General features: G+C 70.0%; 27 protein-coding genes. 19 read left to right on the plus strand and 8 right to left on the minus strand.

Translation table 11 applies throughout. From position 1 onward, the window contains the following. Positions 1–213 precede the first annotated feature (213 nt). Entirely contained in the window at positions 214–792 is a 579-nt protein-coding gene (locus tag LIU39_RS00175) for a TetR/AcrR family transcriptional regulator (RefSeq protein ID WP_227043205.1), read from the minus strand. A gap of 98 nt (positions 793–890) precedes the next feature. Here LIU39_RS00175 and LIU39_RS00180 point away from each other — a divergent pair, with 98 nt between their 5' ends. The 11 genes from LIU39_RS00180 (at position 891) to LIU39_RS00230 (ending at position 8,559) form a co-directional block, all read left to right on the plus strand. Next, on the plus strand, positions 891–1,220 hold the full coding sequence (locus tag LIU39_RS00180) for a hypothetical protein (RefSeq protein ID WP_227043207.1): 330 nt from the start codon (positions 891–893) through the stop codon (positions 1,218–1,220). 248 nt (positions 1,221–1,468) lie between these two features. Beyond that, the gene (locus LIU39_RS00185; RefSeq protein WP_227043209.1) at positions 1,469–1,807 is read left to right on the plus strand and encodes an SH3 domain-containing protein; all 339 of its coding nucleotides are present in this window, start codon (positions 1,469–1,471) and stop codon (positions 1,805–1,807) included. Positions 1,808–1,864: 57 nt separating this feature from the next. Next, positions 1,865–2,356 (plus strand): hypothetical protein, encoded by a 492-nt coding sequence (locus tag LIU39_RS00190; RefSeq protein WP_264482219.1) that lies wholly within the window; start codon positions 1,865–1,867, stop codon positions 2,354–2,356. An 11-nt stretch (positions 2,357–2,367) separates the two neighbouring features. Further along, positions 2,368–2,802 carry a hypothetical protein gene (locus tag LIU39_RS00195; protein ID WP_227043214.1) on the plus strand — a complete coding sequence of 145 codons (435 nt, stop codon included), beginning with the start codon at positions 2,368–2,370 and terminating at the stop codon, positions 2,800–2,802. Between the two features lie 10 nt (positions 2,803–2,812). Further along, on the plus strand, positions 2,813–3,223 hold the full coding sequence (locus LIU39_RS00200; protein ID WP_227043215.1) for a hypothetical protein: 411 nt from the start codon (positions 2,813–2,815) through the stop codon (positions 3,221–3,223). A 27-nt stretch (positions 3,224–3,250) separates the two neighbouring features. Then, entirely contained in the window at positions 3,251–4,120 is an 870-nt protein-coding gene (locus LIU39_RS00205; protein ID WP_227043217.1) for a winged helix-turn-helix transcriptional regulator, read from the plus strand. Next, on the plus strand, positions 4,117–4,719 hold the full coding sequence (locus LIU39_RS00210; RefSeq protein WP_227043220.1) for a hypothetical protein: 603 nt from the start codon (positions 4,117–4,119) through the stop codon (positions 4,717–4,719). Before LIU39_RS00205 ends, LIU39_RS00210 begins: the two co-directional genes overlap by 4 nt. A 5-nt stretch (positions 4,720–4,724) precedes the next feature. After that, positions 4,725–5,171: a hypothetical protein gene (locus LIU39_RS00215; protein WP_227043222.1), complete on the plus strand. Its 447-nt coding sequence runs from the start codon at positions 4,725–4,727 to the stop codon at positions 5,169–5,171. A 27-nt stretch (positions 5,172–5,198) separates the two neighbouring features. Then, positions 5,199–6,452, plus strand: a complete 1,254-nt coding sequence (locus LIU39_RS00220; protein WP_227043224.1) for an MFS transporter — start codon at positions 5,199–5,201, stop codon at positions 6,450–6,452. Positions 6,453–6,465: 13 nt separating this feature from the next. After that, on the plus strand, positions 6,466–7,302 hold the full coding sequence (locus LIU39_RS00225) for an SPDY domain-containing protein (RefSeq protein ID WP_227043226.1): 837 nt from the start codon (positions 6,466–6,468) through the stop codon (positions 7,300–7,302). 30 nt (positions 7,303–7,332) lie between these two features. Next, positions 7,333–8,559 (plus strand): ATP-grasp domain-containing protein, encoded by a 1,227-nt coding sequence (locus LIU39_RS00230; protein WP_227043228.1) that lies wholly within the window; start codon positions 7,333–7,335, stop codon positions 8,557–8,559. Between the two features lie 854 nt (positions 8,560–9,413). On the opposite strand, the gene LIU39_RS00235 is transcribed toward LIU39_RS00230, so the two are convergent. Then, a complete protein-coding gene (locus LIU39_RS00235; RefSeq protein WP_227043230.1) occupies positions 9,414–9,719 on the minus strand; it encodes a hypothetical protein in 306 nt (101 codons plus the stop codon). An 810-nt stretch (positions 9,720–10,529) separates the two neighbouring features. On the opposite strand from LIU39_RS00235, the gene LIU39_RS00240 reads away from it, so the two are divergent. The 3 genes from LIU39_RS00240 to LIU39_RS00250 all read left to right on the plus strand — a co-directional run bounded on the left by LIU39_RS00240 (position 10,530) and on the right by LIU39_RS00250 (position 12,815). Then, positions 10,530–11,366 (plus strand): alpha/beta fold hydrolase, encoded by an 837-nt coding sequence (locus tag LIU39_RS00240; RefSeq protein WP_227043233.1) that lies wholly within the window; start codon positions 10,530–10,532, stop codon positions 11,364–11,366. A gap of 67 nt (positions 11,367–11,433) precedes the next feature. After that, positions 11,434–12,021, plus strand: a complete 588-nt coding sequence (locus LIU39_RS00245) for a TetR/AcrR family transcriptional regulator (RefSeq protein WP_227043236.1) — start codon at positions 11,434–11,436, stop codon at positions 12,019–12,021. Between the two features lie 86 nt (positions 12,022–12,107). Further along, positions 12,108–12,815, plus strand: coding sequence for a type 1 glutamine amidotransferase domain-containing protein (locus LIU39_RS00250; protein ID WP_227043238.1), 708 nt, complete (start codon positions 12,108–12,110; stop codon positions 12,813–12,815). A 173-nt stretch (positions 12,816–12,988) separates the two neighbouring features. On the opposite strand, the gene LIU39_RS00255 is transcribed toward LIU39_RS00250, so the two are convergent. The 4 genes from LIU39_RS00255 to LIU39_RS00270 all read right to left on the minus strand — a co-directional run bounded on the left by LIU39_RS00255 (position 12,989) and on the right by LIU39_RS00270 (position 16,778). Beyond that, positions 12,989–13,198, minus strand: a complete 210-nt coding sequence (locus LIU39_RS00255) for a hypothetical protein (RefSeq protein ID WP_227043239.1) — start codon at positions 13,196–13,198, stop codon at positions 12,989–12,991. Positions 13,199–13,221: 23 nt separating this feature from the next. Further along, positions 13,222–15,168, minus strand: coding sequence for a caspase, EACC1-associated type (locus LIU39_RS00260; protein ID WP_227043241.1), 1,947 nt, complete (start codon positions 15,166–15,168; stop codon positions 13,222–13,224). After that, positions 15,168–15,551: an effector-associated constant component EACC1 gene (locus LIU39_RS00265; RefSeq protein ID WP_227043243.1), complete on the minus strand. Its 384-nt coding sequence runs from the start codon at positions 15,549–15,551 to the stop codon at positions 15,168–15,170. The genes LIU39_RS00260 and LIU39_RS00265 overlap by 1 nt, the downstream gene beginning before the upstream one ends. A gap of 402 nt (positions 15,552–15,953) precedes the next feature. After that, on the minus strand, positions 15,954–16,778 hold the full coding sequence (locus LIU39_RS00270) for an SDR family oxidoreductase (protein WP_227043245.1): 825 nt from the start codon (positions 16,776–16,778) through the stop codon (positions 15,954–15,956). Positions 16,779–17,278: 500 nt separating this feature from the next. Between LIU39_RS00270 and LIU39_RS00275 the strand changes: the two genes are divergently transcribed. From LIU39_RS00275 to LIU39_RS00295, 5 genes are all read left to right on the plus strand, one after another. After that, on the plus strand, positions 17,279–17,635 hold the full coding sequence (locus tag LIU39_RS00275) for an SPDY domain-containing protein (RefSeq protein WP_264482220.1): 357 nt from the start codon (positions 17,279–17,281) through the stop codon (positions 17,633–17,635). Between the two features lie 264 nt (positions 17,636–17,899). Further along, complete coding sequence (locus LIU39_RS00280) at positions 17,900–18,190, plus strand: hypothetical protein (RefSeq protein ID WP_227043248.1); 291 nt, start codon at positions 17,900–17,902, stop codon at positions 18,188–18,190. Continuing rightward, on the plus strand, positions 18,187–19,002 hold the full coding sequence (locus LIU39_RS00285) for an SPDY domain-containing protein (protein WP_227043250.1): 816 nt from the start codon (positions 18,187–18,189) through the stop codon (positions 19,000–19,002). Before LIU39_RS00280 ends, LIU39_RS00285 begins: the two co-directional genes overlap by 4 nt. 723 nt (positions 19,003–19,725) lie before the next feature. Beyond that, on the plus strand, positions 19,726–19,983 hold the full coding sequence (locus tag LIU39_RS00290; RefSeq protein ID WP_227043253.1) for a hypothetical protein: 258 nt from the start codon (positions 19,726–19,728) through the stop codon (positions 19,981–19,983). 581 nt (positions 19,984–20,564) lie between these two features. Continuing rightward, a complete protein-coding gene (locus LIU39_RS00295) occupies positions 20,565–21,032 on the plus strand; it encodes a hypothetical protein (RefSeq protein ID WP_227043254.1) in 468 nt (155 codons plus the stop codon). Between the two features lie 45 nt (positions 21,033–21,077). Here the strand turns inward: LIU39_RS00295 and LIU39_RS00300 are convergent, their stop codons facing one another. Together LIU39_RS00300 and LIU39_RS35795 are read right to left on the minus strand one after the other, a co-directional pair. Continuing rightward, on the minus strand, positions 21,078–21,698 hold the full coding sequence (locus LIU39_RS00300; protein ID WP_227043683.1) for a NucA/NucB deoxyribonuclease domain-containing protein: 621 nt from the start codon (positions 21,696–21,698) through the stop codon (positions 21,078–21,080). Then, positions 21,620–22,465, minus strand: coding sequence for a plasmid mobilization protein (locus LIU39_RS35795; protein WP_505016417.1), 846 nt, complete (start codon positions 22,463–22,465; stop codon positions 21,620–21,622). Before LIU39_RS35795 ends, LIU39_RS00300 begins: the two co-directional genes overlap by 79 nt. Positions 22,466–22,764 lie beyond the last annotated feature (299 nt).

The raw sequence follows: 22,764 nt of genomic DNA on the forward strand, positions 1-22,764 counted from the left end.
ACTCAGCTTGAATTTTAACCTCAGGCCGGCTTGCCCGCCCCGTCTCCGCGGTATCCGCCGCCGGTTCCGTCCGGATCAGGCAGATGACGAGAGGTTCTGAAACGGCATGGGGCCATGGGGCTGTCCTGCAGGTGCTCCGTAACCTCTTCCTCCCGGGCCCGAGGTGTGTGCGGCTCCGGGCGGGTTCCGCTGGAGCGAGGAGCCGAGCGAAGTTCACAACTCAGGTTGAAGCTTCCCGGGCAGTTCCGCGACAAGGTCGCGGACGTATGCCTCATCCGTACCGGGGATCGAGAAGACCACCCGGAAGTAGAGCGGCGCAACGATCCGATCCAGAACCTGCTCCAGGGACGGGGGCGCGTCGCCGCGCTCCCGTGCCGCGTCGAGGACAGGACGGAAGCGCTCGCTGACCCTGCGCAGGCATTCACGTAGCCCGTCGTGGCGCTCGTCGACATCGGGCGCGACCTCGGCGCGGAAGAACGCGATGCCACCGGGCCGGGAGAGCTCCGTCAGTGTCCAGAGTGCCTGGTTCTCCAGGTCGGTGCGCAGGTCGCCGACGAGCGGGGGCGCGCCGGCGTCGCTGCGGTGCTTGGCGACGTCGGCCAGGAGTGCGGCGAGCGTACCCCAGCGCCGGTAGAGGGTGCTGGAGTTGATCCCCGCGCGCTGGGCCACGGCGGGGAGGGCCACCTGGTCGGCGCCGAACTCGCCCACCAGCGCGACCGCGGCGCTGTGCACGGCGGCACGGAGGTGGGTGCTGCGGCCGCCGGGCCGTTTCGTCGATGCGTCAGCGTTCACCCCTCCACCTTTAAAAAGCGCTGATCTCCCGAGGCTGCCCCCGCGAGGGCATCGGCCTGCTGCCCGGCAGGGGCACCGTCGCGGCCGACGAGACCACCGTGGCTCTCGAAGGGCGGCTGGCGGGCGACGGCGATCACTACGCGCTCCTGTGCAGCTATACCGACGACCTCTCCGATACCCCTGAGACGACGGTGCTCCTGCGCGCCGTCGACGAGCGGGATCCGCAGCCGTTCAGGGGGCTGGTGGAGGCAGCCGACCTCGCCGCCGGAACGCACACCCTGCGCGAGAGCAGGTTCACCCGGCCCGAGGAGGCCACCCAGTGGTGGGACCGGCACTGGTCCCGCCCTCGCACCGGGGTGCCGATAGCGCCGCCGCCGGCCCCAAGCCCTGCCCCCGAGCCGCCGTTCACGCCCAGCCGAAGCCGCTGACACACGGTCGCGCGAGCGCGCCCCGCACAGATGCAGGAGACGCCGGCCCGCCACCGGCCGCGCTCACGCCCGCCTCAACAGCCCTGTGCCACTGGCGACTTCACGCACCCTCGGTGGAATTCCGCCGGAATATAGCAGCACATTCCCGGTTAGCGAAACCGGGGATTCTCCGGACTCTTGAATCACCCCGCACGGCATCTGCCCGGGGCCATTCCCGCATTCCCTCACACGCCTGGAAGTACATTCCCATGCGCATATCCCGCATTGCCGCCACCGCAGCCGTGACCGCAGCCGTCGCCCTGCCCATCGCCATCGCTCCGGCCGCAAGCGCCGCCGCTCCGCAGACCGTCGCTGCTGCCTCGACCTGCCACAAGACCGGTCCGTGGACGATGCACACCACGGCGGTCCGCCTCCACAGCCGTGCCTCCGGCAAGTCCACCGTCGTCGGCATTCTCTACAAGTCGCACAAGTGGACCCACGGAAAGATCAGCGGCAGCTGGGTTTATGTCCACGACAAGACCAGCGGCGTCAGCGGCTGGGCCTCCATGTCGTATGTCTATCCCACCGTTTACACCTGCCTGCACTGACCTGCCGCCCCGGGCGGAGCCGATTTCCGCACCGCGCCTCGCGCCAACGTCCCCTGAATGAAAGGAATTCGCTGTGCCTGTAGGCGACGACGACATCATGGATGGCGACGTCGCGGCGTGATCACCGCGCATATAGAGAACCGCTTCGGCATGACGCTCGCGGAATTGCAGCAGGCCGTGGCGGATGCCCCGCATGCCCACCGCGAGGCCGCGAACGTCGTGCACTGGCACGGACTTCTGCGCGAGTCCCAGAGCGCGCTGGAGAAGGCCGAGGACGACCTCGTCGCCGCACTCGACACGCAGCCCGGCGAACTCGACGACCCGGCAATGGGCCTTGCTCACCGCGTGGACGCGGCCGTGGCCGCACGCGATGGACGGGCCCTGGTCGTCACCTATCTCCTCGCCCCGGACGCCCCCGGCAAACGGGGCCCCGGCGCCTGGCGCGGTGCCGCCCCGGCAGCCCGCCGGGGCCCGGCCCTGCAGACCAGCCAGCCCGCCCGGCCCGCATCCCCACCGGCTTCCACCCCGGTCCGGGGGGTGACACGGTGAGCGGGAGCGCCATGCCCTCCACGATGGACGGCCGGATCGAAGAAGCCTTCGGTGCTCCCGTCGGCCAGCTGTACGAGGCCGCCCAAGAGCCCGAGGCGCCAGTGGCGTTGACCAGAGCGCTGGAGCTGCGCTCCTTCCTGGCCGTGGTCGAGGCACACGTCGCCCGGGTCCGCGACCGGGTCCACCAGGCCACCGCCGCCGACGGCGACATGGACGCACTGTCCGCCGACGACCTGCGGATGGACGCCCAGTGGATGGCCGCTGCCCTCAGCGCCCGCAACGACCAGCGCACCGCCCTCGGCGAGCTGCTGCGCACCATGCCGGCTCCGGCCACGGCTGCCCGGCGCCGGCCCGCGCGGTTCACCCGGTACAAGATCCCCACCACCCTGCCCCCGGCCGCCCCGGCATCCCCGCGTGCCGGGGCGGCGCCGGCCCGCCGCCCCTGAAGGTCGCCGTTTGCCCCACACCACCTCCCAGACGATCACCGAACGCATCGAGGAGCTGTACGGAGCGCCGCTCGCCGACCTCCAGGCCCACGCCGATGCTCACCCGGGCGCCAGCATGCTGACCGCCCTCCTCGACAGCCGCACCGCACTCGAACTCGCCGAGCGCAACGTCGACTTCCAGGTCGAGCGGCTACGGCAACTGGCTGATCCGGAACGCGAGATCGGGCCGTTCGACGCCGGGCACATCCTCGACTGCGCCCGCCGGATCACCGAATCGGTCGCTGCCCGCGACGCCCACACCACGACCACGAGCGCGGTGCTGCAGAGCCTGCGCCGCACTCCCGCCCCCGAGGCCCAACCGCCCACGGCGACCGCACCCCCCGCGCCCGCGCCTACGCCGTCCGCCGTCCGTACGCGCTGACATGCCCGCCTTTTCAGGAGTTCCCCCTTGGCCACCACTGGTCTGTCCCCTGCCGCCGATGCCGATCTCGCGCGCACCGCTGAGTCGTTGAACATGCTGGCCCCGCGCTGGAGCGTGTGGGTGCTGATGACGCTGTCCGCCGGGACGATGCGCTACGGGGAGATCAAGCCCCGCCTGCCGTGGCTGCTGGACGGCCAGCTCTCCCCGCGGCTCGGCACGCTCACCGAGGCCGGGCTGGTGCGGCGCACCGAGTACAACCGGCGCCACGTCACCTACGGCCTGACCGACCGCGGCACCGAGGCTCTGCCCGTTCTGAAGACGATCGCCGCCTGGGGCGACACGTATCTGGATGAATACCTCGTCCGCAACAAGGCGACGGGGAAGCTGGAGCCCGCGAAGCCCGCCCCCGCGCAGAACATCGAGGGCGCCCTCGCGCTGCTCACCCCCCGAAACGCCCTGACGATCTTGTGGATCCTCCGGGAACGGGGGACGTCCAGCGCGCAGTCTCTGGCCCGCGTCGCCCTGCCCGGTGCGAACGGCGCCGACGTCTACCCGCGGCTGCGCCAGCTCGTCGACGACGGCCTCGTCGACAGGGCCGGCACGGCGGAGGACGTGCCGCTCTACCAGCTGTCCGCATCGGGCCAGGCACTGGCACCGGTCCTGCGGTCCGTGTCGGCGTGGGCAGCCGGACGTCCCTCGGCCGAGGCGGACGACCACCCTGTGTGGGGGCCGGATCCGGCGCCGTCCCTGTCCGCGCCGGGGACCTGGCTCACCCACCAGCCCCGCACCAGCGCCCCCCCGCCGGCGCCGGCCGCCTGGAAGGGCAGCGACCTCTTCTCGCACCCGATCCCCTCCCGGCCCCTGACCGCCACCCCCGCCGGAGGGCAGCGCCGATGACGTCCACCGACACCCTCACCCGCCGAAAGCGCGAGCCGGCCACCACCGTGCTCTCGCGCCCCGCCCTGATCCGGCTGGTCAGCGAGATCGACGACAACGGACCGGTCCAAGACCGACGGATCAGCGGCACGTTCGCCGACCTCCCCCGCCACCAGGTACGTCAGGCCCTGACCGAGGGCCAGGACCTCGGCGTGCTGCGCATCGCGAAGCGCGCCGGGAACCCCCACTACCTGCTCACACCTGCCGGAGCCGAACTGGCCGACAGCTACGACGCGATGGCCCGCTGGGCACGCACACACCACTTCCCCGACCCCCGCAGCGACTTCCTCACCCGCACCCGGGCCTGCTGCGCACTCCTGAGCAGGCCGCACGTGTCCGACGTCCTGCTCCAGGACACGACGGCGCCCGCCACCGGGGAGGGTCCGGAAGCCGTGGGGTGGGCTGCCCTGGCCGAGGGCGGCCTGGCCGAGCGGGCGGACGACGGCCGCTGGTACCTCAACGGTGCCGGACAGCAGGCGCGGGAGCCGCTCGCCGCACTCGCGAGCTGGGTGCGGCGGCACGCACCGCTCTCGACACGGACAAGAGGCGGCAGGCGGTGAGCCGGGTGAGCCCGACAGCGCTGGGCACCGCCCGGGCGGCACACACCCTGGGATCTGGCCGCAATGACCTGGGCGACCACCCCGCCGACACGCCGCTTGGCCAACTGGCCTCTCTCATCGGCGAGATGGCCGACCGGGTCGACTCCCTCCAGGAACAACTCGTCGCCAAGGCCACCTACGCGGCCGAGCAGCTGGAGCGCGTCGCCACCGGCGCCGACCGGATCCGTCCTGGTTCGACCGACGGAATCCTGCAGTACCAGGGCGTGCAGACCGACATGCTCGCCGCCCGGCGCTCAGACGCCATCCAGCACCTCAAGGCGCTGCTGGCGTCCTACCAGCACCTGACCGACGACAGGTCCGAGACCCCCGCGCCGGCCCGTACGCCGGCACCCGTCCCGGCGCCGACGCGCCAGGGCCACGGGCCTTCGGGCGGCTCCCCGCGCAGCCGCTGACCGACTACCAGGAAGCGAACGCGAACGATGCCCCGCCACACAGCCGTTGCGCACCGCGGCGCCCGGCACCGCAGGCAGAGCATCGTGCGCGGCCTCTACCTGCCCCGCAGCGCGGATGCCGCCGCCGGCAGCGTGGCCACGTACGGGATCCCGATGCTCGTGCTGGCCACCACCGACTCCCTCTCGCTGACCGGGGCCGCCTTCGCACTGGAGTGGATACCGCGCCTGGCCGCCTTCGCGGCGGTCGGATCCGTGGTCGACCGCCACGGCGCCGCCACGGTGTTCCGCCTCGCGGCCCTCGCGCGGATGCTGGTGGCCCTCGCCGCCGCCGTGGCGCTGCCCGCGCTCGGCGGCGGCCCCGGCACCACGGTCACCGTGATGGCGCTGGCAGCCGCCCTCGGCATGCTCACCCAGTGCTCCTACATCGCGGCCGAAACCCAGGGAGCGGACGCCACCCGCGCGGCGGGCGACCGCGGCCACCGCGTCCAATCGGTCCTGCTGTCGATCGACCAGGTCGCCCTCCTGGCCGGCCCGGCGCTCGGCAGCCTGCTCCTTCAACAGGCAGGCGCCAGCGGCATGCTCACCGTCCTCGCCGCCTTCTCCCTGCTCGGCGCACTCCTGACACCCCACCGCACCCCGTCGCCGAAGTTGGTGCCCGTACGGATGCGGGCCGGGTTGCGCGTGGGCTGGTCCACCCTGCGGTCCCTGCCCGCACTGGCCTGGCTGGTCGCCGGACTGGCGCTGTCCAACTTCACCATCGGTGTACTCCAGGCCGCCGCCCCCGTCATCGTCGTCGCACGCCTCGGACACTCCAACGCCTCGCTCGGGCTGGTCTGGTCGGTGGCCGCGGGCGTGACCCTGGTGGCGGTGGCGGCCTGCCGCAGGGCGATCGACCGCTTCGGCCTGTGGCCCGTCGGCGCCCTGTGCGCCACGACCGCCGCCTGCGTCTGCCTCGCCGTGGCCACCGCACACACCTACGGCACCTACCTGGTGCTCACCGCCGTCCTCATGGCCGGCGAAGGCGGACTGACCGTCGTCCTGCGCACCGTGCGCTCCCACCTCATCCCCGCCCCCGTCTACGCCAGCATCCTCGCCGTGACCGTCCTGCTGCTCCTGGCGCCCTACCCCCTGGCCGGCGCACTGGTCGCCCTCACCCCGCCCGACGCCCTGGGACACGCGATCACCGCCTGCGCCTGCCTCCAGGCTGCCGGACTCGCCGTCGCCTTCGCCCGGCTGCGCACCCGCAGCCTCGTTCTCCTGGGCCCGACCACCGTCAACTGACCGGAATCTACCCGTGACCGACTCCACCCAGATCAACGGAGACGTCTACGTCTCGCCGCGCTACCTCGCCGGACTGTCCGGACACTCCGACTGCAGTTTCGACCCTGTTGCTCACTGGCCGCACTATCACCTGGACGCCGGCCCTTGTCAGCTCGTCATCGTGTCACCGGATCACCGCATCAAGATCGGCTGGTTCGGCGATGACTACGACATCTGGCAGGTCAGCGCCGCCGCGGACGCCGTATCCCAAGCCCGGTGGTCAGCGCGCATCAACCAGAACACACCACCCGAGATCGTCCACGGCCTCACCAGCGCTCTGGCCGCCGAGTGGGACGAGGACAGCGTCAGCTTCCTCACGAACCCGTCCCTGAACTGGGCCGACGCGCTACGGCCCCTGCGCGACGCCGGCTGGGAACGCAAGCCCCTGCAGAGGGGCGTGCTGGAGATCGTCTCCCCGGACGGGTTGGCGGGCGCGAGCATCGACATCGTCAGCTCTGGCCCGCACGCCGAGCCGGTGACCCTGTGGGCTGGGCCGCCCGGCTGGGGCACCCGCGCCGAGGTCATCTTCAGCGCCCGCACCCCGAAGCATCTGATTGCGGCCACGGCCGCCGCCTTCGCCGCCCCCACCCCCGTCGCCCGCTACCGGAACGACCTGAATCCCCAGCTGGCGAAGCTCGCACACCTCACCCCCGTCCAGCCACCGAGACCCGCCACGCCCACTCCACTCGACCTGCAGCGCTCGACCGCTGCACGCCACACGCCGGCCCTCGGCACCCGCAGCGCCTCCCGCGGGAGCACGACCACGCTCCCGCCCGCTCCTGCCGGCCCCCCACCTGCACGCCACCGCTGAACTCGCCCTCCACCTCCGTGGAGCTGTTCTTTGCCCGCTCGTCCCGTCGTGCTCGTCGTCGTCGCCGATACAGATCCGGAGGAGTACCGCGGCTACTGCCTGGAGCAGGTCGCCGCCGCCTATGACGTCGTCCTGATCACCGGCTCCGAACCGACCTGGCAGCGCCCGCACCTCATCGACTACGAGGTCGCCGACCCCGGCGACCAGGCGGCGTTGTCCGCCGCCGGCCGGGCCCTTGCCGCACGCCACCCGCTGGCCGGGGTGATGACGTGGACGGAGTGGTACCTCGTCCCCGTCGCCCGCCTCGCCCGCCAGCTCGGCCTGCCCACCACCGCACCCGAGGCCATGCAGGGCTGCCGCAACAAGGCCGCCTCCCGCACCCTGTTCGCCCGGCACGGCGTCCCCTCCGCCGCCTCCGCCAGCGCGACCACCGTGGCCGAAGCGGCTGCCGCGGCCGAACGGATCGGCTATCCGGCCGTCCTCAAACCGGCCTCCCACGCGGCCAGCATCGGCGTCATCCGCGTCGACCACCGCGCCGCCCTCGACGACGCGTTCGCCTTCACCACCCGCGCCGCGGGCCGCAGCAGCGAGAACCCCCGGGTGCTGGTCGAGGAATACCTGGACGGACCGGAAGTGTCGGTGGAGTGCGTCAGCTACCGGGGCGTCACCGCCGCGGTCGCCGTCACCCGCAAGACACTCAGCGCACCCCCGCTCTTCGAGGAGATCGCGCACTCGGTCGACGCCACCGATCCGCTGCTCACCACCGTGGCGCCCGCCGCGACCGCGGCAGTTCAGGCACTGGGCATCACCGACGGGGTCAGCCATGCCGAGGTGCGGCTGGTCGACGGCCGTCCGCGGCTGATCGAGGTGAACGGGCGGATCGCCGGCGACATGATCGGACACCTCGTCCATCTCGCCACCGGCATCGACCTGCCACGCGCCGCCGCCGACATCGCCTGCGGACGCGCACCCAACCTCACCCCCACCCGCATCTCGGCAGCGGCGATCCGACTCCTGTATCCCGACACCTCGGGCACCGTGGCCGAGCTGAACCTGGACGACGCCTGGCAGCCGTGGCTGGAGCGCACCGTCTTCCAGCGCCGGCCCGGCGAGAAGGTGCTGCTGCCGCAGGACGGCGGCGACGGGTTCACCGCCCGCCTCGGCTACCTGATCACCACCGGCCCCACCGGCGCCCTCGCCCAGGCACGAGCACAGGCCGTCCAGCAGCACCTTGTCGCCGACATCACCCCCAACTGATCGCCCCGTTTGCCCTCGGCCGCCGGCAGCGCGTACGCGCGCACCTGGTCGTAATTCCGTTACACGTACTTGTACCTTATGCGGAATGGATCAAGGCTACGTTCTGCGTCATCGTCGAAATCCCTTGGCACAAGTCCGAGTTGGCGGCCGAGTGCGAGCAGGCGCGGCGGTGGCTGCAGTTCCTGGTGAACCTCGGCCGGGCCGCACCCTTCGGGGTGGCGCCGCCCAGGGGACGGGCGGTGCAGTCAGCGGGCAGATGCCAGTCACCCGTTCGTGGGGTTCCCGGCAGCAGGTTGCACGCATGACTTCTGATGCGGATGCACCCGGACGGCTGAGCGCGGCGCTAACGGTGGAGATCTTGAAGGCGTTGCGGGCGTCACCCCTTGGACCGGTTGTTCTTGAAGTTGACCGTGATCCCGCCACTGCCGCCACCGAAGTGCAGCAGCGCGACGTACAGCCCAGCGATCTCGATTCTCAGTAACCCTGCTGTACCCCTCGCGACCGCCGCCCCTGGGACTCAAAGCAGACCTCTTCCCCTCGGCTATCGCGTGGGGAAGAGGTGTCGTCGTCTCCGGACGGCTTGCCCCCGGCCTGACCTGCGAGAACGAGCGATGCCCGATTTGGGGGACTCCTATCTCCGGTCGCACCTTCGTCCCCCGCTGGAAGCAACCGTCCAGCCAACGGTTCAGCCGCCTTCCGGTGTGGCCCTCTGCCGGGCTGGGGTGCGTCGCGGCGGGGCCGGACAGGTGAACGCCGGCCCTGGGGCGCGCCTGTGCGGCCGGGCTGCCGGTTGAGGGGCTCAGCGGACGTACGGCCCGTGCAAGGGCCGCGTCTGCGAGGCACATCACGGGACGTCACAAGCAGCACATGCCGCGGCGTCCGGGCGGCGAGGCCGACCAGTCGGCCACGGAGTGGTTCGGCACCGCGTTCCACTCCACCGAGGGCATGCACCACTTGGACGTGCGCCAGTCCGGCAACGGCATCCTGATCACGTCCTCGCCTGCCGCGGTCGACGGTGTCCTGGCGGCCTGGCCGATGCGGCTGCGCAACGACGACAACGGCCAGGGGCTGGGCGAGCTGGGTGCAGCCCTCGCGGCGGGCCAGCCGCACGGTTTCTCCGTGGAGAAGGGGCCCGGCTTCGAGACCGCCCTGGTGTTCATCCCACACCATCCCGAAAAGGATGTCGGGACGCTCGCCCGGGTCCGCACCGTCAAGGCCCGGACGCCGATGGCGTCTTCGAGCGCCGCGCAGAGCGGCCGATGGAGCTGTGGGCCGAAGCCGGGGAGAACGTCCGCCGGATCGTCCCACTGCTCGGGCCTGACTCGCCGCCGGCGGATGAGCCCGAGGACTGTCAGCTGTGCCCCGGCTGCTACCGGCCCGTCCACGAGAGCTCCACCTCGCACACCCTCATCGGTGCTGGTCCGGTGCCGGTGTTCGGGCTGTGCAGGCTGTGCGCCGATGGCCGCACGCTGCGCTCACTGCGCCAGGCCGACGTGCCCATCGCCCCGCAGCCACGCCTCCGGGGACTGCGAGCACATCGACAGAATCGTCTGAGGACACGTCAAGGGCCCGAAAAGTGCGCCGCTTCGCACCGGTGCCACCGCGCACTTGTGGGACCGCCAGCCAGGTAGCGGGACCTGACGACCTCCCACGTTCACTGGTCCGGTGTTCAACAGGGCGCTCTCCAGGGGCTGTTGGGTGCCGCAGTCCAGTTCCGACCGCCCGCTGGTCACGCGCCTGGACCGGGCTGCATGGGGGCCTTCCCACCCACCCTCATGGCCGCGAGTCCCTCACGATCTCCGGCCAGCCCATCGCTTCGCACCGTATCCGGAGACACCGACAACGCCAGCAGTCATGCGGCGCCCCCTCGATCGGCATCGTGGTGGGGGCTGCAGGTCGAGTAGACCGGTCGTATAGTCCTGGGTGTCGGAACGCGACAGGCACCGGATTCCCGGAAAGGGGAAGGCATCATGGGGCGCATCAAGGTCGGCACGGAGAACAGCACCAACATCGAGCTGCACTACGAGGACAAGGGGGCCGGGCAGCCGGTCGTCCTCATCCACGGCTACCCGCTGGACGGCAACTCCTGGGAGGGGCAGGTTCCGGCGTTGCTGGCCGCGGGCCACCGGGTGATCACCTACGACCGGCGGGGCTTCGGCAAGTCCAGCCAGCCGGCCACCGGTTACGACTACGACACGTTCGCCGCCGACCTGAACACCGTGATGGAGACCCTCGACCTGCGTGACGCGGTCCTGGTCGGCTTCTCGATGGGCACCGGTGAGGTCGCCCGCTACCTGTCCGCCTACGGCTCCGGCCGGGTCGCCAAGGCCGTGTTCCTCGCATCACTGGAACCGTACCTGGCGATCACCGACGACAATCCCGACGGCGCCGCCCCGCTCTCCTTCTTCGAAGGCGTCTCCGAGGCGGTAAAGAAGGACCGCTACGCCTTCTTCACCGGCTTCTACACCGACTTCTTCAGCCTCGACGAGAACCTGGGCACCCGGGTGAGCGAGGAAGCCGTGCGCAACGCCTGGAACGTGGCGGCCGGCGCGGGCCCGATCGCCTCGGCCGCCGCCCCGCTGACCTGGCCCACTGACTTCCGGGCAGACATCCCCCGGATCGACGTCCCCGCCCTGATCGTGCACGGCACGGGCGACCGCACCCTGCCCGTCGACGCCACCGGACGCCGCTTCGCCAAAGCCCTGCCCACCGCCAAGTACGTCGAGATCGACGGCGCACCCCACGGCCTGCTCACCACCCACACCACCAAGGTCAACGAGATCCTCCTGGACTTCCTCGCCCGCTGACGCACCACACCATGCGGCACTTGCCACCAACCAGACGACCGGTCTAATGGGTGATACAATGGGAAACATGCCTATCATCCAGGGCGACACCCGCCGCAGCATCCTCGACGCCGCCCAGCGGATCATGGCCCGCAAGGGATTCTCCGCGGTGGGCATCAACGAAGTCCTCACCGCGGCCGGAGTGCCGAAGGGCTCGTTTTACCACTTCTTCGGCTCCAAGGACGCCTTCGGCGAGGCCATGATAAGGGCCTACTTCACCGACTACCTCGCCGACATGGACCGCATCCTCGCCGAGCCCGGCCTGACCTCGGCGCAGCGGCTGATGAACTACTGGCAGAACTGGCGCGAGACACAGAGCGTCGGCGAATGCCAGGGCAAGTGCCTGGCCGTTAAACTCGGCGCGGAGGTCTCCGACCTGTCGGAGGCGATGCGGATCGCCCTGAAGGAAGGCACCACCGCCGTCATCGACCGCCTGGAACGGACGATCACGGCCGGCCTCAAGGACGGATCACTCACGACCGACGTCTCCGCCCGCGACACCGCCCAGTCCCTCTATGACATGTGGCTCGGAGCAAGTGTCATGGTCAAGATCCACCGCCACCTCGGCCCCATGGACACCACGATGACGGTCACCCGTCAGCTGCTGCACCTGTAGAACCAAGAGCACAGAACCAGGTCACACCGGTACTCTTCCGCACCTCGCCGGAGTCGACCGGTCTACTCAAGAAAGAAGTGCACTCCATGAAGATCCTCATTGTTCTCACCTCGCACGACGAGCTCGGCACCACGGGCCGCAAGACCGGCTTCTGGCTGGAGGAACTCGCCGCCCCCTACTACCGCTTCAAGGATGCCGGCGCCGAAGTCGTACTCGCCTCCCCCAGGGGCGGCCGGCCGCCCCTGGACCCCAAGAGCAACGAACCCGCGTTCCAGACCGACGAGACCCGCCGCTTCGAGGCCGACCCCGACGCCATGGCCGACCTCGCCCACACCGTCCGGCTCGACACCGTCTCCGCCGACGACTTCGACACTGTCTTCTACCCCGGCGGCCACGGCCCCCTGTGGGACCTGGCCGAAGACCCCACATCCGTCCGCCTCATCGAAACCACCCTGCGCGCCGGCAAGCCCCTCGCCCTGGTCTGCCACGCCCCCGGCACCCTGCGCCACGCCACCAACCCCGACGGCACCCCCCTCGTCCGCGGCCGCAAGGTCACCGGCTTCACCAACGGCGAGGAAGCCGACGCCGGCCTCACCGACATCGTCCCCTTCCTCGTCGAGGATGAACTCAACAAGCTCGGCGCCGACTACACCAAGACCGACAACTGGCAGCCCTACGTCGTCATCGACGGCCTCCTCATCACCGGCCAGAGCCCCGCCTCCTCCGGCCCCGCCGCCGACGCCCTCCTCACCCTCCTCACCCTCGTCAACCAGGTCGACGAAGCCCGCGCATAACCCACACCCCAACCAACACCACCACACACAGACCACTGACCCCGCGGACCCACCGGCACAAGCCCAAGGGCCCGCGGGGCACACCGTTGTCCTGTCGCAGCGCATCTGGCGGATGAGGAGCTACTGACTTGCTGGGGTGGCCGGTGGTTTGAGAACGCCGGGGCTCGTAGTTCTCAAACCACCTGGCTTTTGCGGAAGTCTCGTTCGCGGTAGAGACAGAAGCGCCGGTAGAGAGGGTCCTGGGTTCCGAGGGCGGTGTAGATCCGGGCGAATCGCCGGCTCAGCTCCGCTGTCGTCGCGAGGTAGAGCTCTTTGGGGTCGATGGTGTTCGTCGGTGGGTTGAGGATCAGGTTCGTCAGCACCACGATCTCGGGGAAAGCCACGAGGTGATGGCGGTCCTCCGCTTTCAGCTCACTTCCCAAAACCGCACCGTCTTGTCGTTGCTGCCAGTGGCCAGGGCCTTGCCGTCAGGGCTGAAGTCCACCGCCCAGACGGCCTCGGTGTGGCCGGTGAGGGTATCGATGCCCTTCCTGGTCGCCACATCCCACAACCGCACGGACTTGTCCATGCTTCCGGAGGCCAGCATCTTGCCTCCCCGTCTGAACGCCACCGACATGACCTGCTTGGTGTGGCCGGTGAGGATGTCGATGCTCTTCCTGGTCGCCACGTCCCACAACCGCACGGACTTGTCGTCGCTGCCGGAGGCCAGCGTCTTGTTGTCCGGGCTGAACTCCACCGTGTTGACCACGTCGGTGTGGTCGGTGAGGGTGTCGAGGAGCCTCCTGGTCGCCACGTCCCACAACCGCACTGTCTCGTCGTTGCTGCCGGAGGCCAGCGTCTTGTTGTCCGGGCTGAATGCCACGGCGTTGACCTGCTCGGTGTGGTCGGTGAGGGTGTCGAGGAGCCTCCTGGTCGCCACGTCCCACAACCGCACTGTCTCGTCGACGCTGCCGGAGGCCAGCGTCTTGTTGTCCGGGCTGAATGCCACGGCGTTGACCTGCTCGGTGTGGTCGGTGAGGGTGTCGAGGAGCCTCCTGGTCGCCACGTCCCACAACCGCACTGTCTTGTCGGCGCTGCCGGTGGCGAGCATCCTGCCATCTGGGCTGAACGCCACCGAAATGACCCGGCCGGTGTGGTCGGTGAGGGTGTCGAGGAGGTTCCTGGTCGCCACATCGCACAACCGCACCCTTTTGTCGTTGCTGCCGGTGGCCAGGGTCTTGCCGTCCGGGCTGAACTCCACCGAAGTGACCACGCCCTGGCCGCCGAGGACCTTGGGGATCTGGGCATTTTCTTTCGCTGCGGTGTCTTCTGCCTTCTTCGCCTCGGTTTCCAACAGGGGGAATGCGGCAGCTATGCCGCTCGCCAGGACTGCTCCAAGGGCGAGGGCGGCCCGTCGAGAGATCGGATTCCGGGCGGGCCCAGATGAGTTCGAAGCTGTGTGCCTGCGGTCGCCGACGGCGTTGGCCTGCGACTCGGCCGACTGCTCCGGAGAGCCTGCTGTCCGCTGTGCTGCCGAGAGGGAAAACGAGGTGGGCTCGACCGAGCGGGTAGGTGTTCCGCCCGGGGGCCGCGGCTTCTGTGAGGAAGACGGGCGGGAGCGCGCCGTACGGGGCGGCTCGGATTTCTTCTGCGGCGGTGGCGGGCGGCGGGCGAGGGCCACGTCGCCTTCCCCGGCGAACCTCAGCTGAGGGGCGATTGTGGCGTCCTCGGTCATCCAGTGGTGCACCTGCCGGTAGACCTCAACGACGGTCAGGTGCTCGGCGGCCTTGCCGGGTTGGGCAGTGCGCAGGGCGCGGACGAGCTGGCCGGTGAAGGGGCTGGGGTGTCCGGGGCGGTCGGCGGCACGGGCGAGTTGGGTGGATCTGCTGCTGGTGAGAACGTATCGGCCCCGGCCCGCGACAGGGGCCGCGGCGGTGCCCTTGAACGCGCCGCTGTAGCAGCAGTCGAGGATGATGACCGTGCTGGACGCCGGTGAGCCCTCGATGATGTTGTTGATCTCGATGGCGCTCAGCGCAGTGGCCCGCAGACCGGCGGTACGGGTGTCATTGGCGCACAGGTAGAGGGTGCCGCGTTCGTCGAGCTGGCCGTGGCCGCTGTAGTACAGCAGCAACACGTCCCCGCGCGTGGCGGTGGTGAAAAGCTCGTCGACCTTTTCCCGAAGGTCCTGGACGCCGTGGTCGGGCAGGGCTTCGAGATCGGCGGAGTCGAATAACCCGACCTGCGGATCCGTCAGTACCTGCCTCAGCTGCGCAATGTCATCCAAGGGGCCGTCGAGGGCGGGGAGGGCGTGCGGGTCGCGAGGGAAGGTGGCGTTGCCGATCAGCAGGCCCCGGTAGCGCCGGCTCTCCGCCATCAGCTGTCCCCTGACCGGCTCCCGAGGGCCGCGGTGAGCGCTTGGAAGGACGCCTGGTCGATGTTGTCACCGGTGACGTGGAGTCGCTGCTCGGCTCCCGTGCCATCGGTCCAGGTCACGGTCAGCGTCCGGGTCTTGTCCCGGGCCAGCCAGGCCCGGAAGCACGCCACGGCGGCGGTCAGTGCGCCGGATGACCCCAACGCGAGCAGCGTTGCCTCCACGGCACCCTTCTGGCCCGGCTCCGGCACACCGCGCCGAACGACCGCCCCGACCTCTTCGCGCAGCGTCGTGTGCAACGCCGTGACCTGGTCATGCCAGGGCTGATCTTCCGGGTCGAATCGGCTGCTGCCCGGCTGCATCGTCACTTCAAGCCCTGCGGTCATGACCTCCCCCTCGCCTGCCTGCGGTAGGCAGCATATTGCTCGGGCAACCATCTCCCTGGCAAACCCGGAAAAGGGGAAGTCGCCACTCCTGGCGCCTAGTTCGCAGTACCGGTATGCCGAGATGAGCCGGAGGCGGGACACGTACCGCAAACACCTCGTATGCGCGGCCGGTGAGACTGTCCGCCGGCCCGGAACAGAAACGTCCAGCCACAGTTCATGCTGCGGTGCATTGCCGACCCGCCTGGCCCCGGCTACTCCACTCCCGCACTCAACTGGCCGACTACAACGCTCAGTCACACGTCGTCTGAACTGCTCAACCTTCGGTGCGGCAGGTCATCCTCCTGTGGGTGCTGGTCCTCGGCCCGGTGTGTTCTGCTGAGAGGAGGACGTGAGTGCAGGCTGCTATCGGGCGGTGAGGAACTCTTGGGCGCCGCGCAGCCTGGTGCGCAGCCGCTGTTGGGTCGTGCGGCTGTCGAGGCGGACGTCGAGTGCCCCGGGGAAGGGGGAGTCGGCTCGTCGGCCGGAGGGGAGGGCGGATGGATTGAGGCCGTCGCGTCGGGCGATGAGGGCGCCGAGGTCGTGGCGGCTGAGGGCGTCCGGTCCCGCGAGGTGCTGTACCCCGCTCACGTCGGACGCCGCCAGTTCCAGGAGGGCGGCGGCCAGGTCGGTGACGTGCACCGGGCAGCGGATGTCGTCGGTGAACAGCACCCCCGTCCGCATGCCGGCCGCAAGGTCGTGCACGAAACGTTCGTGTGCGGAGTGCCCGTCGCCGATGATCAGCGAGGTGCGGGCGACGGCGGAATCCAGGGTGAGGAGCCGCACGCCGGTTTCCGCTGCCGCTTTCGCGGCGCCGTAGGACGTGACGGGGTCGGGTAGGCAGCGTTCGTCGTAGGGGTCGGGCGAGCCGGAGAACACCGCGTCGCTCGACACGTGGACCAGGCGGCACCCGTGGCGCGCGGTGGCCATGCCCACGCGGATCGCCCCTTCGGCCGTGATCTCCCAATTGGCGTTGCCGCTGGACGTGTTGATGACGGTGTCGGGATCCACCTCCGCCACCAGCTCGGTGATGCGCCGGTGGTCCCGCAGATCGAGCGGACGCCACAGCACATCTGAAGCGGTGCCGGAGCTGGTGGCGAACGTCGCGACCGTCTCGTGGCCCGCTCCGGCGGCCTGACGCGTCACCTCGCTGCCCAGGAACCCGCTGCCGCCAATGACCAGGATCTTCATGACCCGACACGGTAGTGGATCCGAGCCCTCGGCATGGTCTCTACCGGACGGATATGCGTTGCCCTGGGGTAACTCCAGGTGTGGAAAGCGGACTTCAGGGACGTCGCGCTCGGCCAGGCTATGGTTCCGGGCCTCGTGAGCGTGCTGAGGTCGTCCGACGCGTTCCTGCCGCCGGGTGTGCGGCACGCGGCGTCGTGTACCGGCGTGCCGCCGCATCGCTCTGCATCGGAGTGCATGAGCCGGTCGCCGGGGCGGTCGACGGGGGAGAGGTGCTGGGCCGTCGGCGTATCGCGTTCACCGACGCGTAGCTGGATGCGGGGCTGTAACCGGACGTTTCCCGGCGAGCATGTGGCATCTGCGGTTCGCCGGCCGGGGCGATTCAGTGGCCTCCGTGGCAGTTCGCCTGGGGCAGACAGGAAAGATCCCGAAAGGACTGGCCAACGGTTGCAGGGGCATGTCAACGTAGACGTCTTCCCTTGAAACACCAGGTCAGAGAGGTGATGCCTGTGACCGTGGAGGTTTCGACTCCCGGCTTCTCCACGACCGTCGAGGCCCTGCGGCTGCACTCCTGGAAGCTGGGCCCCGGCCAGCCGACGTTGGTCATCGACCAGTTCACGGACGCCGACTTCAAGCTTGTCGTGGACGACCGGGCCGATGTCCACATCAACTCCCGTGACGGCCGCTTCTATCTCGGCTGGTTCCCGTCGGGCAGGCCCGGCACCGACGGCGAGGGATGGAAGCTCGCGGTCACCGGCACCGCGGACACCCCCGGCTACAGCGTCACGTTCGACACCGAAACCCCGGCCGAGATCGCCGCCGCCGTCGCCCGCGTCCTGGCGACCTCCCGCCCCCTGTGAGCGCTCCGCAACCCGCGCCCCTTCCTTCTGCATTGCCCTGACCGGCTGTCGACGAACACGCGAACACCGCCCGCCAGGCCAGAGGCCGCACAGCGCGGACGGATGCTCCAACTGCTGGTCGGATGCCGGCTTCGGGCTCGGCGACACCGGCCCGCACCCGCGCTCCTTCGATTCTCAGCCGCTTTCTACGCCCTCGATGCGAACGGTTCGCCCCCAGCCGTACGCGCCCCTCGGGGCACCGCCGTCTACGTCAAGGAGAATGCCTTGGAACCGGAAGTGACCGTCGGCGAGTTCATCGACCGGCTCTCCCGCTGCGACCGCGACGCCGTGCTGCGCCTGGCGATCAACCCGTTCTATCCCATGGCGCACCGCCTGGGTGACGTCCTCGTCGGACCGGACGAGTGCGGAGGCCCGGTGGTGTACATCGGGGAGAGCGCGGAGGCCGAGCAGTTCGGGCCGCTTCCGCCCGAGGTCGCCGTCGCCCTCACCTGGCACGAGCCGGTCGACGCACCCCCGCGCATGCGGCGCTCAGCACGCCGCAGCCACACCCCGTGATCCCCGTATCCCTTCATCGCCGGGAGGCGCCCCTGCACCCGCACCATTCCCTGGACCCGCATGCCCCTCAGCCTTCCGGTGCCTACTGGGTCACGCCACGTCATCTCGCGGGTGACGACGGTCTGCTGGCCGACCAGGTCAGCGTCACCCTGTCCACGCTGGGCTGGGCGGACCTGACCATCGTCCGCGGACGCCGGGAGGTCGACGAGCCGGAGGAGGTCCGGCAGGTCCTGCGCAGCACCGTCCTCCACCTGCGCCCCGATACGCTGGCCTGGGCCCAGTGGGTCCTGGCGGACGAGCCCTTCCATCTCGGCGAGCTGCCGGTGCCTGGCAGGTCTCCGCCCGCCCGCACGCCTGCGGCCCTGCGCAGTGGAAATGCGTACTTCACCGGTGGCGTGCCGCACGAGGCCCTCTCGGATTTCCTTCTCGCGCTCGACGCGCGGCCCGAGCCCGCTTCCGGTTTCGACGGGCCCGACTCGGTCCTGGCCGCGCTGGCGGGCCAGGGCTGGGTGCTCGACATCGACGCCCCGGACACCGCCGCCGCGGATCCGGGTTTCACCTCCAGCTTCACGCTGTGCTGGCTGCCGGCGCTCATCCAGGACGGCGAGCCGTCCCTCGAACCGGTGGGCTGGCAGACGTGGGCACAACCGGTGCTGGGCGCCCCCTACTTGTGGTGCGCGGCCTTCAGCGCCAGCGTCCCCCACGACCTGGTCGCCGCTTTCGCCTCCTCGCTCTCCTCACCGGTGCCGGTCCTGCGCCGTGTGCTGCCCGAGAGTGCCGAAGGCCGCCTCACCCTCACCCCGGCACCCTGACCGCCGACACCCACGCACCCACCCGTACTACCTCCGCCGCCCTGCCTGGCCTGGTGGCGGTTTCACCGGCGCACACCGTGCGTATCCCCGATCACTTGGAGGTCCTTTGCCCCTGCCCCTGATCCGGTTGTCCATCGGTCTGACGAACGGCACCGCCCACTGGGGTGTTGTCGAGGGCGGCGTGCCGTTCACCCTCTGTGCGACGCACTCGCCGGACCTGGTGCCGGTCGCGCCGAACACGGCGCACCAGATGTGCCAGAGCTGCCGCCGCGGCCGGCTGGTGCTCTCCAGCCCGCCGCATCCGGGCGCCGGGGAACCGGATGTCCGGCCCGCGGCAGGGACCGGGACGGGGGCGGTCGGGCACCGGCCGATCCCCGGCCACCTGCTCGGCTACTGCGGCAAACCCCTTGACGCAGGCCGCAGTTCGAGCCGCAAGGTGTGCGCCAACTGCCTGCGCCTCAGCGACTCCCTCGCAGCGTTCCAGCGGCGGGTGGGCCCGCTGCTCCTGCCTCCTGACGAACCGTGCCATGGCGGATCCGCCCTGCTGTGGGCGCCTCGGGCCGCGCGAACCTGGTCACGGGGCATCGCCGCGATGCGGCGACCGGCAGGGCGCTGTGCGGACAGCACCTCGCCGGGCCCAACCCGGGCGCCCAGGGGTGCGCCCCGTGCCGGCGGCACCGGGAGGAGACCGAGACTGCCCGCCTGATGTGCACCCTGTCCGCGATGCGGAAGGCCGCGAACGTCTGGGACCAGCGCCCGCTCGACGTCTACGACGACCGGGCCGGCGCCCTGCGCCCCGGCGATGCCTACACCCGGCCCGACTGCGCCGACAGGCACCATGTCGCCACCGTCGCCGAACGAGGCCGGGGCAGCCACACCGACCTCCTCGTCTACCTCCCCGGCGAAGACCGTCTGATCGAGGTCCGCATACGACGCGACCGCCTGGTCACCGTCCAACGCTCCCTCACCACAACCGAATAGCCCCCGCGAGCCAGGTGAGCATTCACCGGAGGACGTCGTAACTGCCGTGCCCGGCAGGCCGATTCGGCCTGCCGGGCACGGCGCGTTCCGGCTCCTGCTGGCGGGCGGTGGCTGGGGTGCGACGTGGGCGTCTGCGGCCGGTCGGCCAGGGTGCCGGTGTGTCCGCGGTGCATGGCAATGAGCCTCCGCCAACTTGAAGCCGAAGGCCAAAGGGCTGGTGGGACGGCCTTCCGAGGGGAGTTCGCAGCGCCGCCCATAACGAGTGTGAGTATCCCGGGAGACCGTGACATCAGCGTGAGCACCCGAGCACCGGTCATATCAGCTCTTTGACCTGCGACGTCACGCTGGCAGAGACACAAAGCGGTGCCCCTGTCCGGAGGACAGAGGCAACGGCGCATCGACCGGATCAGCGGGCGCCGCGGGCCTTGGTGAGCGCCTTGTCCACGTGGGTATCCACGATGCCCCTTACGGCTCTTGGGTATCTGGGGCGAAGGGCGCCGAATCGATCTTGCATCGGGACAGGAGGCCGCTTGGTGCCGGTCGCGCGTTACGCTCCCGAGACCGGAACAAGGGGAGGGTGCATGGCCGCACTGGTGAGCAAGCAGAGCCTGGAAGTTGACGTCGCCTACCACGGGTTCTGTTTCCAGGAGTCGGATGACTTCGCCGTTCCTGTCCCCTTCGCCGACGGTTTCGTCCAGGACCGGTTCCTCAACGGGCACGAACGGCGCATCGATCTCTACAGCGCAGGCCATACGCACACCGCGCAGGTCACGGTCGAGGTGTGGAATGCGGCCCCGGCGCCGGCTCCGTCAACGGGCTGGGAGTGTGATGCGCGGGCCGAGATCGAGACAACGAGCGGGGAGTTGGCGATCTGGGCCATGACGCTGGGGCGTGCCGATGAGGTGGTGCACCTGGCGGACGAGGGCGGGTGGTGGAACGTCCGGGTGCGCTGCACGGGCCGGGAGGCTGTGCGGCGCGTCACGGAGGCCGGAGAAGACGCCGAAGGCATCGAGCGGTACGTGATCCAGTTCTGGCCCAAGGGGCGCTGAGACTGCCCGGGGCCACCGCAAACGGCGGTGGCCCCGGCCCGTTGGTCAGTCCACCTTCACCATGAAGCCGTCGTCGGGCCCGTCGATGAGACGGTTCTTGGTGTAGAAGCCGTTCAGCAGGTTTCCCGCCGCTCCGTTGTCGGCTTTCGCCAGCGGCTGCACGGAGAAGTTGAACTTCTTGGCATCAGGGTCGTAGTCGTGAACGGCTGCGCCCTCGTAGGTTGACTGGAACGGGTACTCGTCGCATTCGCGGAGGCCGCCCTGGGTGTAGTTGTCCCCCCAGTACCGCTTGCACTGTTTAACGGATGCTTTCCAGTTGGCTGTGCGGCGCTTCGTGTCCAGCTGGAGGCGGTGGAGTGCTTCTTCCGGCGTCTGCCCCATGACATGTTTCACCGTCATGAAGGGCTTGGTGTCATCCGGCTTGGTGAACGCCTTCTTGATGTGCTGTGCGACGGCTCGCTCAGGCGCGCCGGCCTTGGTGCTGTAGTGAAGCGTGGCCAGGTAGGCGAAGGAGGCTCCTCCGCGGTTCTCCGGCTTCCCGGCTCCCGTGGAATTCCGCAGGTACTTGGCGGAGTCCCACCGAGGGGTCAGCATGACGAAGTGGCCGTCGAACGGTGCTCCCTGCCAGCCGGGCGGCATCTGCGAGGTGATCGTCGGCTGATACACGGAGGCGACGAGGTCGGCTGCTCCCGATCCGGTTCCCTGCCCGGGCGCGACCTTGGCGGTCTGGAACGAAGTGCGCGGTCGGATACCGCGTGGACAGCTCCTGCCAGCTGAGGTTGACAGGCAGCGAGCCCTTCTGTGTGATCTTCGCTCGGGCCGGCCACGTCTTGGGGAACACCGATTTGACGGTGTATTTCAGTCCCGCGGTGTTGTTCGTCTTCCGCCGGCTGCCCACCGGAGTTGAGCGCGCGGGTGACCTGGTTGAGGTTGTTGCCGACCTGGCCCAGGTGCCGGCGCGCGGCGAATAGCTCGGTCACCAGCTCGCGGTGGCCGGCGATAGCCGCGGCGGTGTTCTCACTGTCGTCGGCGGCAGCAAGGCCGGCTCTGACGAGGTAGGCGGGCAGGCTCGTGCGCGTGGAGCGCGCCGCAGTGGTCAGATGCTTCCACTCGTCGTCGTTGAGGCGGATGTTGCACATGCGGGATCGCTTGCGCTCGCGTTTGAGGGGAGAGCGCTTTCGTGGCGCTGGGGGCGTGGCACTCGTGCTGCGCTGTGGTGCTTCTTCTCCTGGCTGCGGTCCGCCCTCGGTCGCTGCCTGACGGACCTGCGCCCCCCGGTGCTGGTCCGCTCCCGACACCCCTGGGGCGGGAGATGGCCGAGCTGCCTTCCCCAACGGGGAAGAGTAGCTTGGCCGATAACTTGCTTCCACCGAGGACGCGTTCACGTCCGGCTCGCCCGGCGAATGGGGGGCAGGTTCGTTCGGGCCCGTCATCGGATGCGGGCCCTCTGCTGGAGTTCGGCTACGAGGCCGAGCAGCGCGGCGGACCCGCACAGAACCGTGACAAGGCCGTCGGGGTGATGCTGGACGAGCCACTGGCCGTTCGGGGCCGGCACGGCGGCGTGCAGCAGCCGGTAGCGGACCAGGACGTCCGCCCACGCGGCGGCCTCCTCGGCACTCGGGGCAGGGCGGGGGATACGGATGAGGGCCTCCTCGGCAGGCGGTGGGGGGGGGGGGGGGCTGGGGGGGGTATCCGGTTGCGGCCCTCCTCGGCTGGCGGGGCCCCGGGTTCG

This window comes from Streptomyces pinistramenti (assembly GCF_020564935.1).
GTDB lineage: Bacteria > Actinomycetota > Actinomycetes > Streptomycetales > Streptomycetaceae > Streptomyces > Streptomyces pinistramenti.

Bases quoted from the DNA above. Each gene is read 5' to 3' on its own strand.
- LIU39_RS00185 (WP_227043209.1), top strand. From the start codon at position 1,469: ATGCGCATATCCCGCATTGCCGCCACCGCAGCCGTGACCGCAGCCGTC.
- LIU39_RS00190 (WP_264482219.1), top strand. From the start codon at position 1,865: ATGAAAGGAATTCGCTGTGCCTGTAGGCGACGACGACATCATGGATGG.
- LIU39_RS00195 (WP_227043214.1), top strand. From the start codon at position 2,368: ATGCCCTCCACGATGGACGGCCGGATCGAAGAAGCCTTCGGTGCTCCC.
- LIU39_RS00210 (WP_227043220.1), top strand. From the start codon at position 4,117: ATGACGTCCACCGACACCCTCACCCGCCGAAAGCGCGAGCCGGCCACC.
- LIU39_RS00220 (WP_227043224.1), top strand. From the start codon at position 5,199: ATGCCCCGCCACACAGCCGTTGCGCACCGCGGCGCCCGGCACCGCAGG.
- LIU39_RS00235 (WP_227043230.1), bottom strand. From the start codon at position 9,719: ATGAACACCAGGGCGGTCTCGAAGCCGGGCCCCTTCTCCACGGAGAAA.
- LIU39_RS00240 (WP_227043233.1), top strand. From the start codon at position 10,530: ATGGGGCGCATCAAGGTCGGCACGGAGAACAGCACCAACATCGAGCTG.
- LIU39_RS00245 (WP_227043236.1), top strand. From the start codon at position 11,434: ATGCCTATCATCCAGGGCGACACCCGCCGCAGCATCCTCGACGCCGCC.
- LIU39_RS00250 (WP_227043238.1), top strand. From the start codon at position 12,108: ATGAAGATCCTCATTGTTCTCACCTCGCACGACGAGCTCGGCACCACG.
- LIU39_RS00260 (WP_227043241.1), bottom strand. From the start codon at position 15,168: ATGGCGGAGAGCCGGCGCTACCGGGGCCTGCTGATCGGCAACGCCACC.
- LIU39_RS00265 (WP_227043243.1), bottom strand. From the start codon at position 15,551: ATGACCGCAGGGCTTGAAGTGACGATGCAGCCGGGCAGCAGCCGATTC.
- LIU39_RS00270 (WP_227043245.1), bottom strand. From the start codon at position 16,778: ATGAAGATCCTGGTCATTGGCGGCAGCGGGTTCCTGGGCAGCGAGGTG.
- LIU39_RS00275 (WP_264482220.1), top strand. From the start codon at position 17,279: ATGCCTGTGACCGTGGAGGTTTCGACTCCCGGCTTCTCCACGACCGTC.
- LIU39_RS00290 (WP_227043253.1), top strand. From the start codon at position 19,726: ATGCGGAAGGCCGCGAACGTCTGGGACCAGCGCCCGCTCGACGTCTAC.
- LIU39_RS00295 (WP_227043254.1), top strand. From the start codon at position 20,565: ATGGCCGCACTGGTGAGCAAGCAGAGCCTGGAAGTTGACGTCGCCTAC.
- LIU39_RS35795 (WP_505016417.1), bottom strand. From the start codon at position 22,465: ATGACGGGCCCGAACGAACCTGCCCCCCATTCGCCGGGCGAGCCGGAC.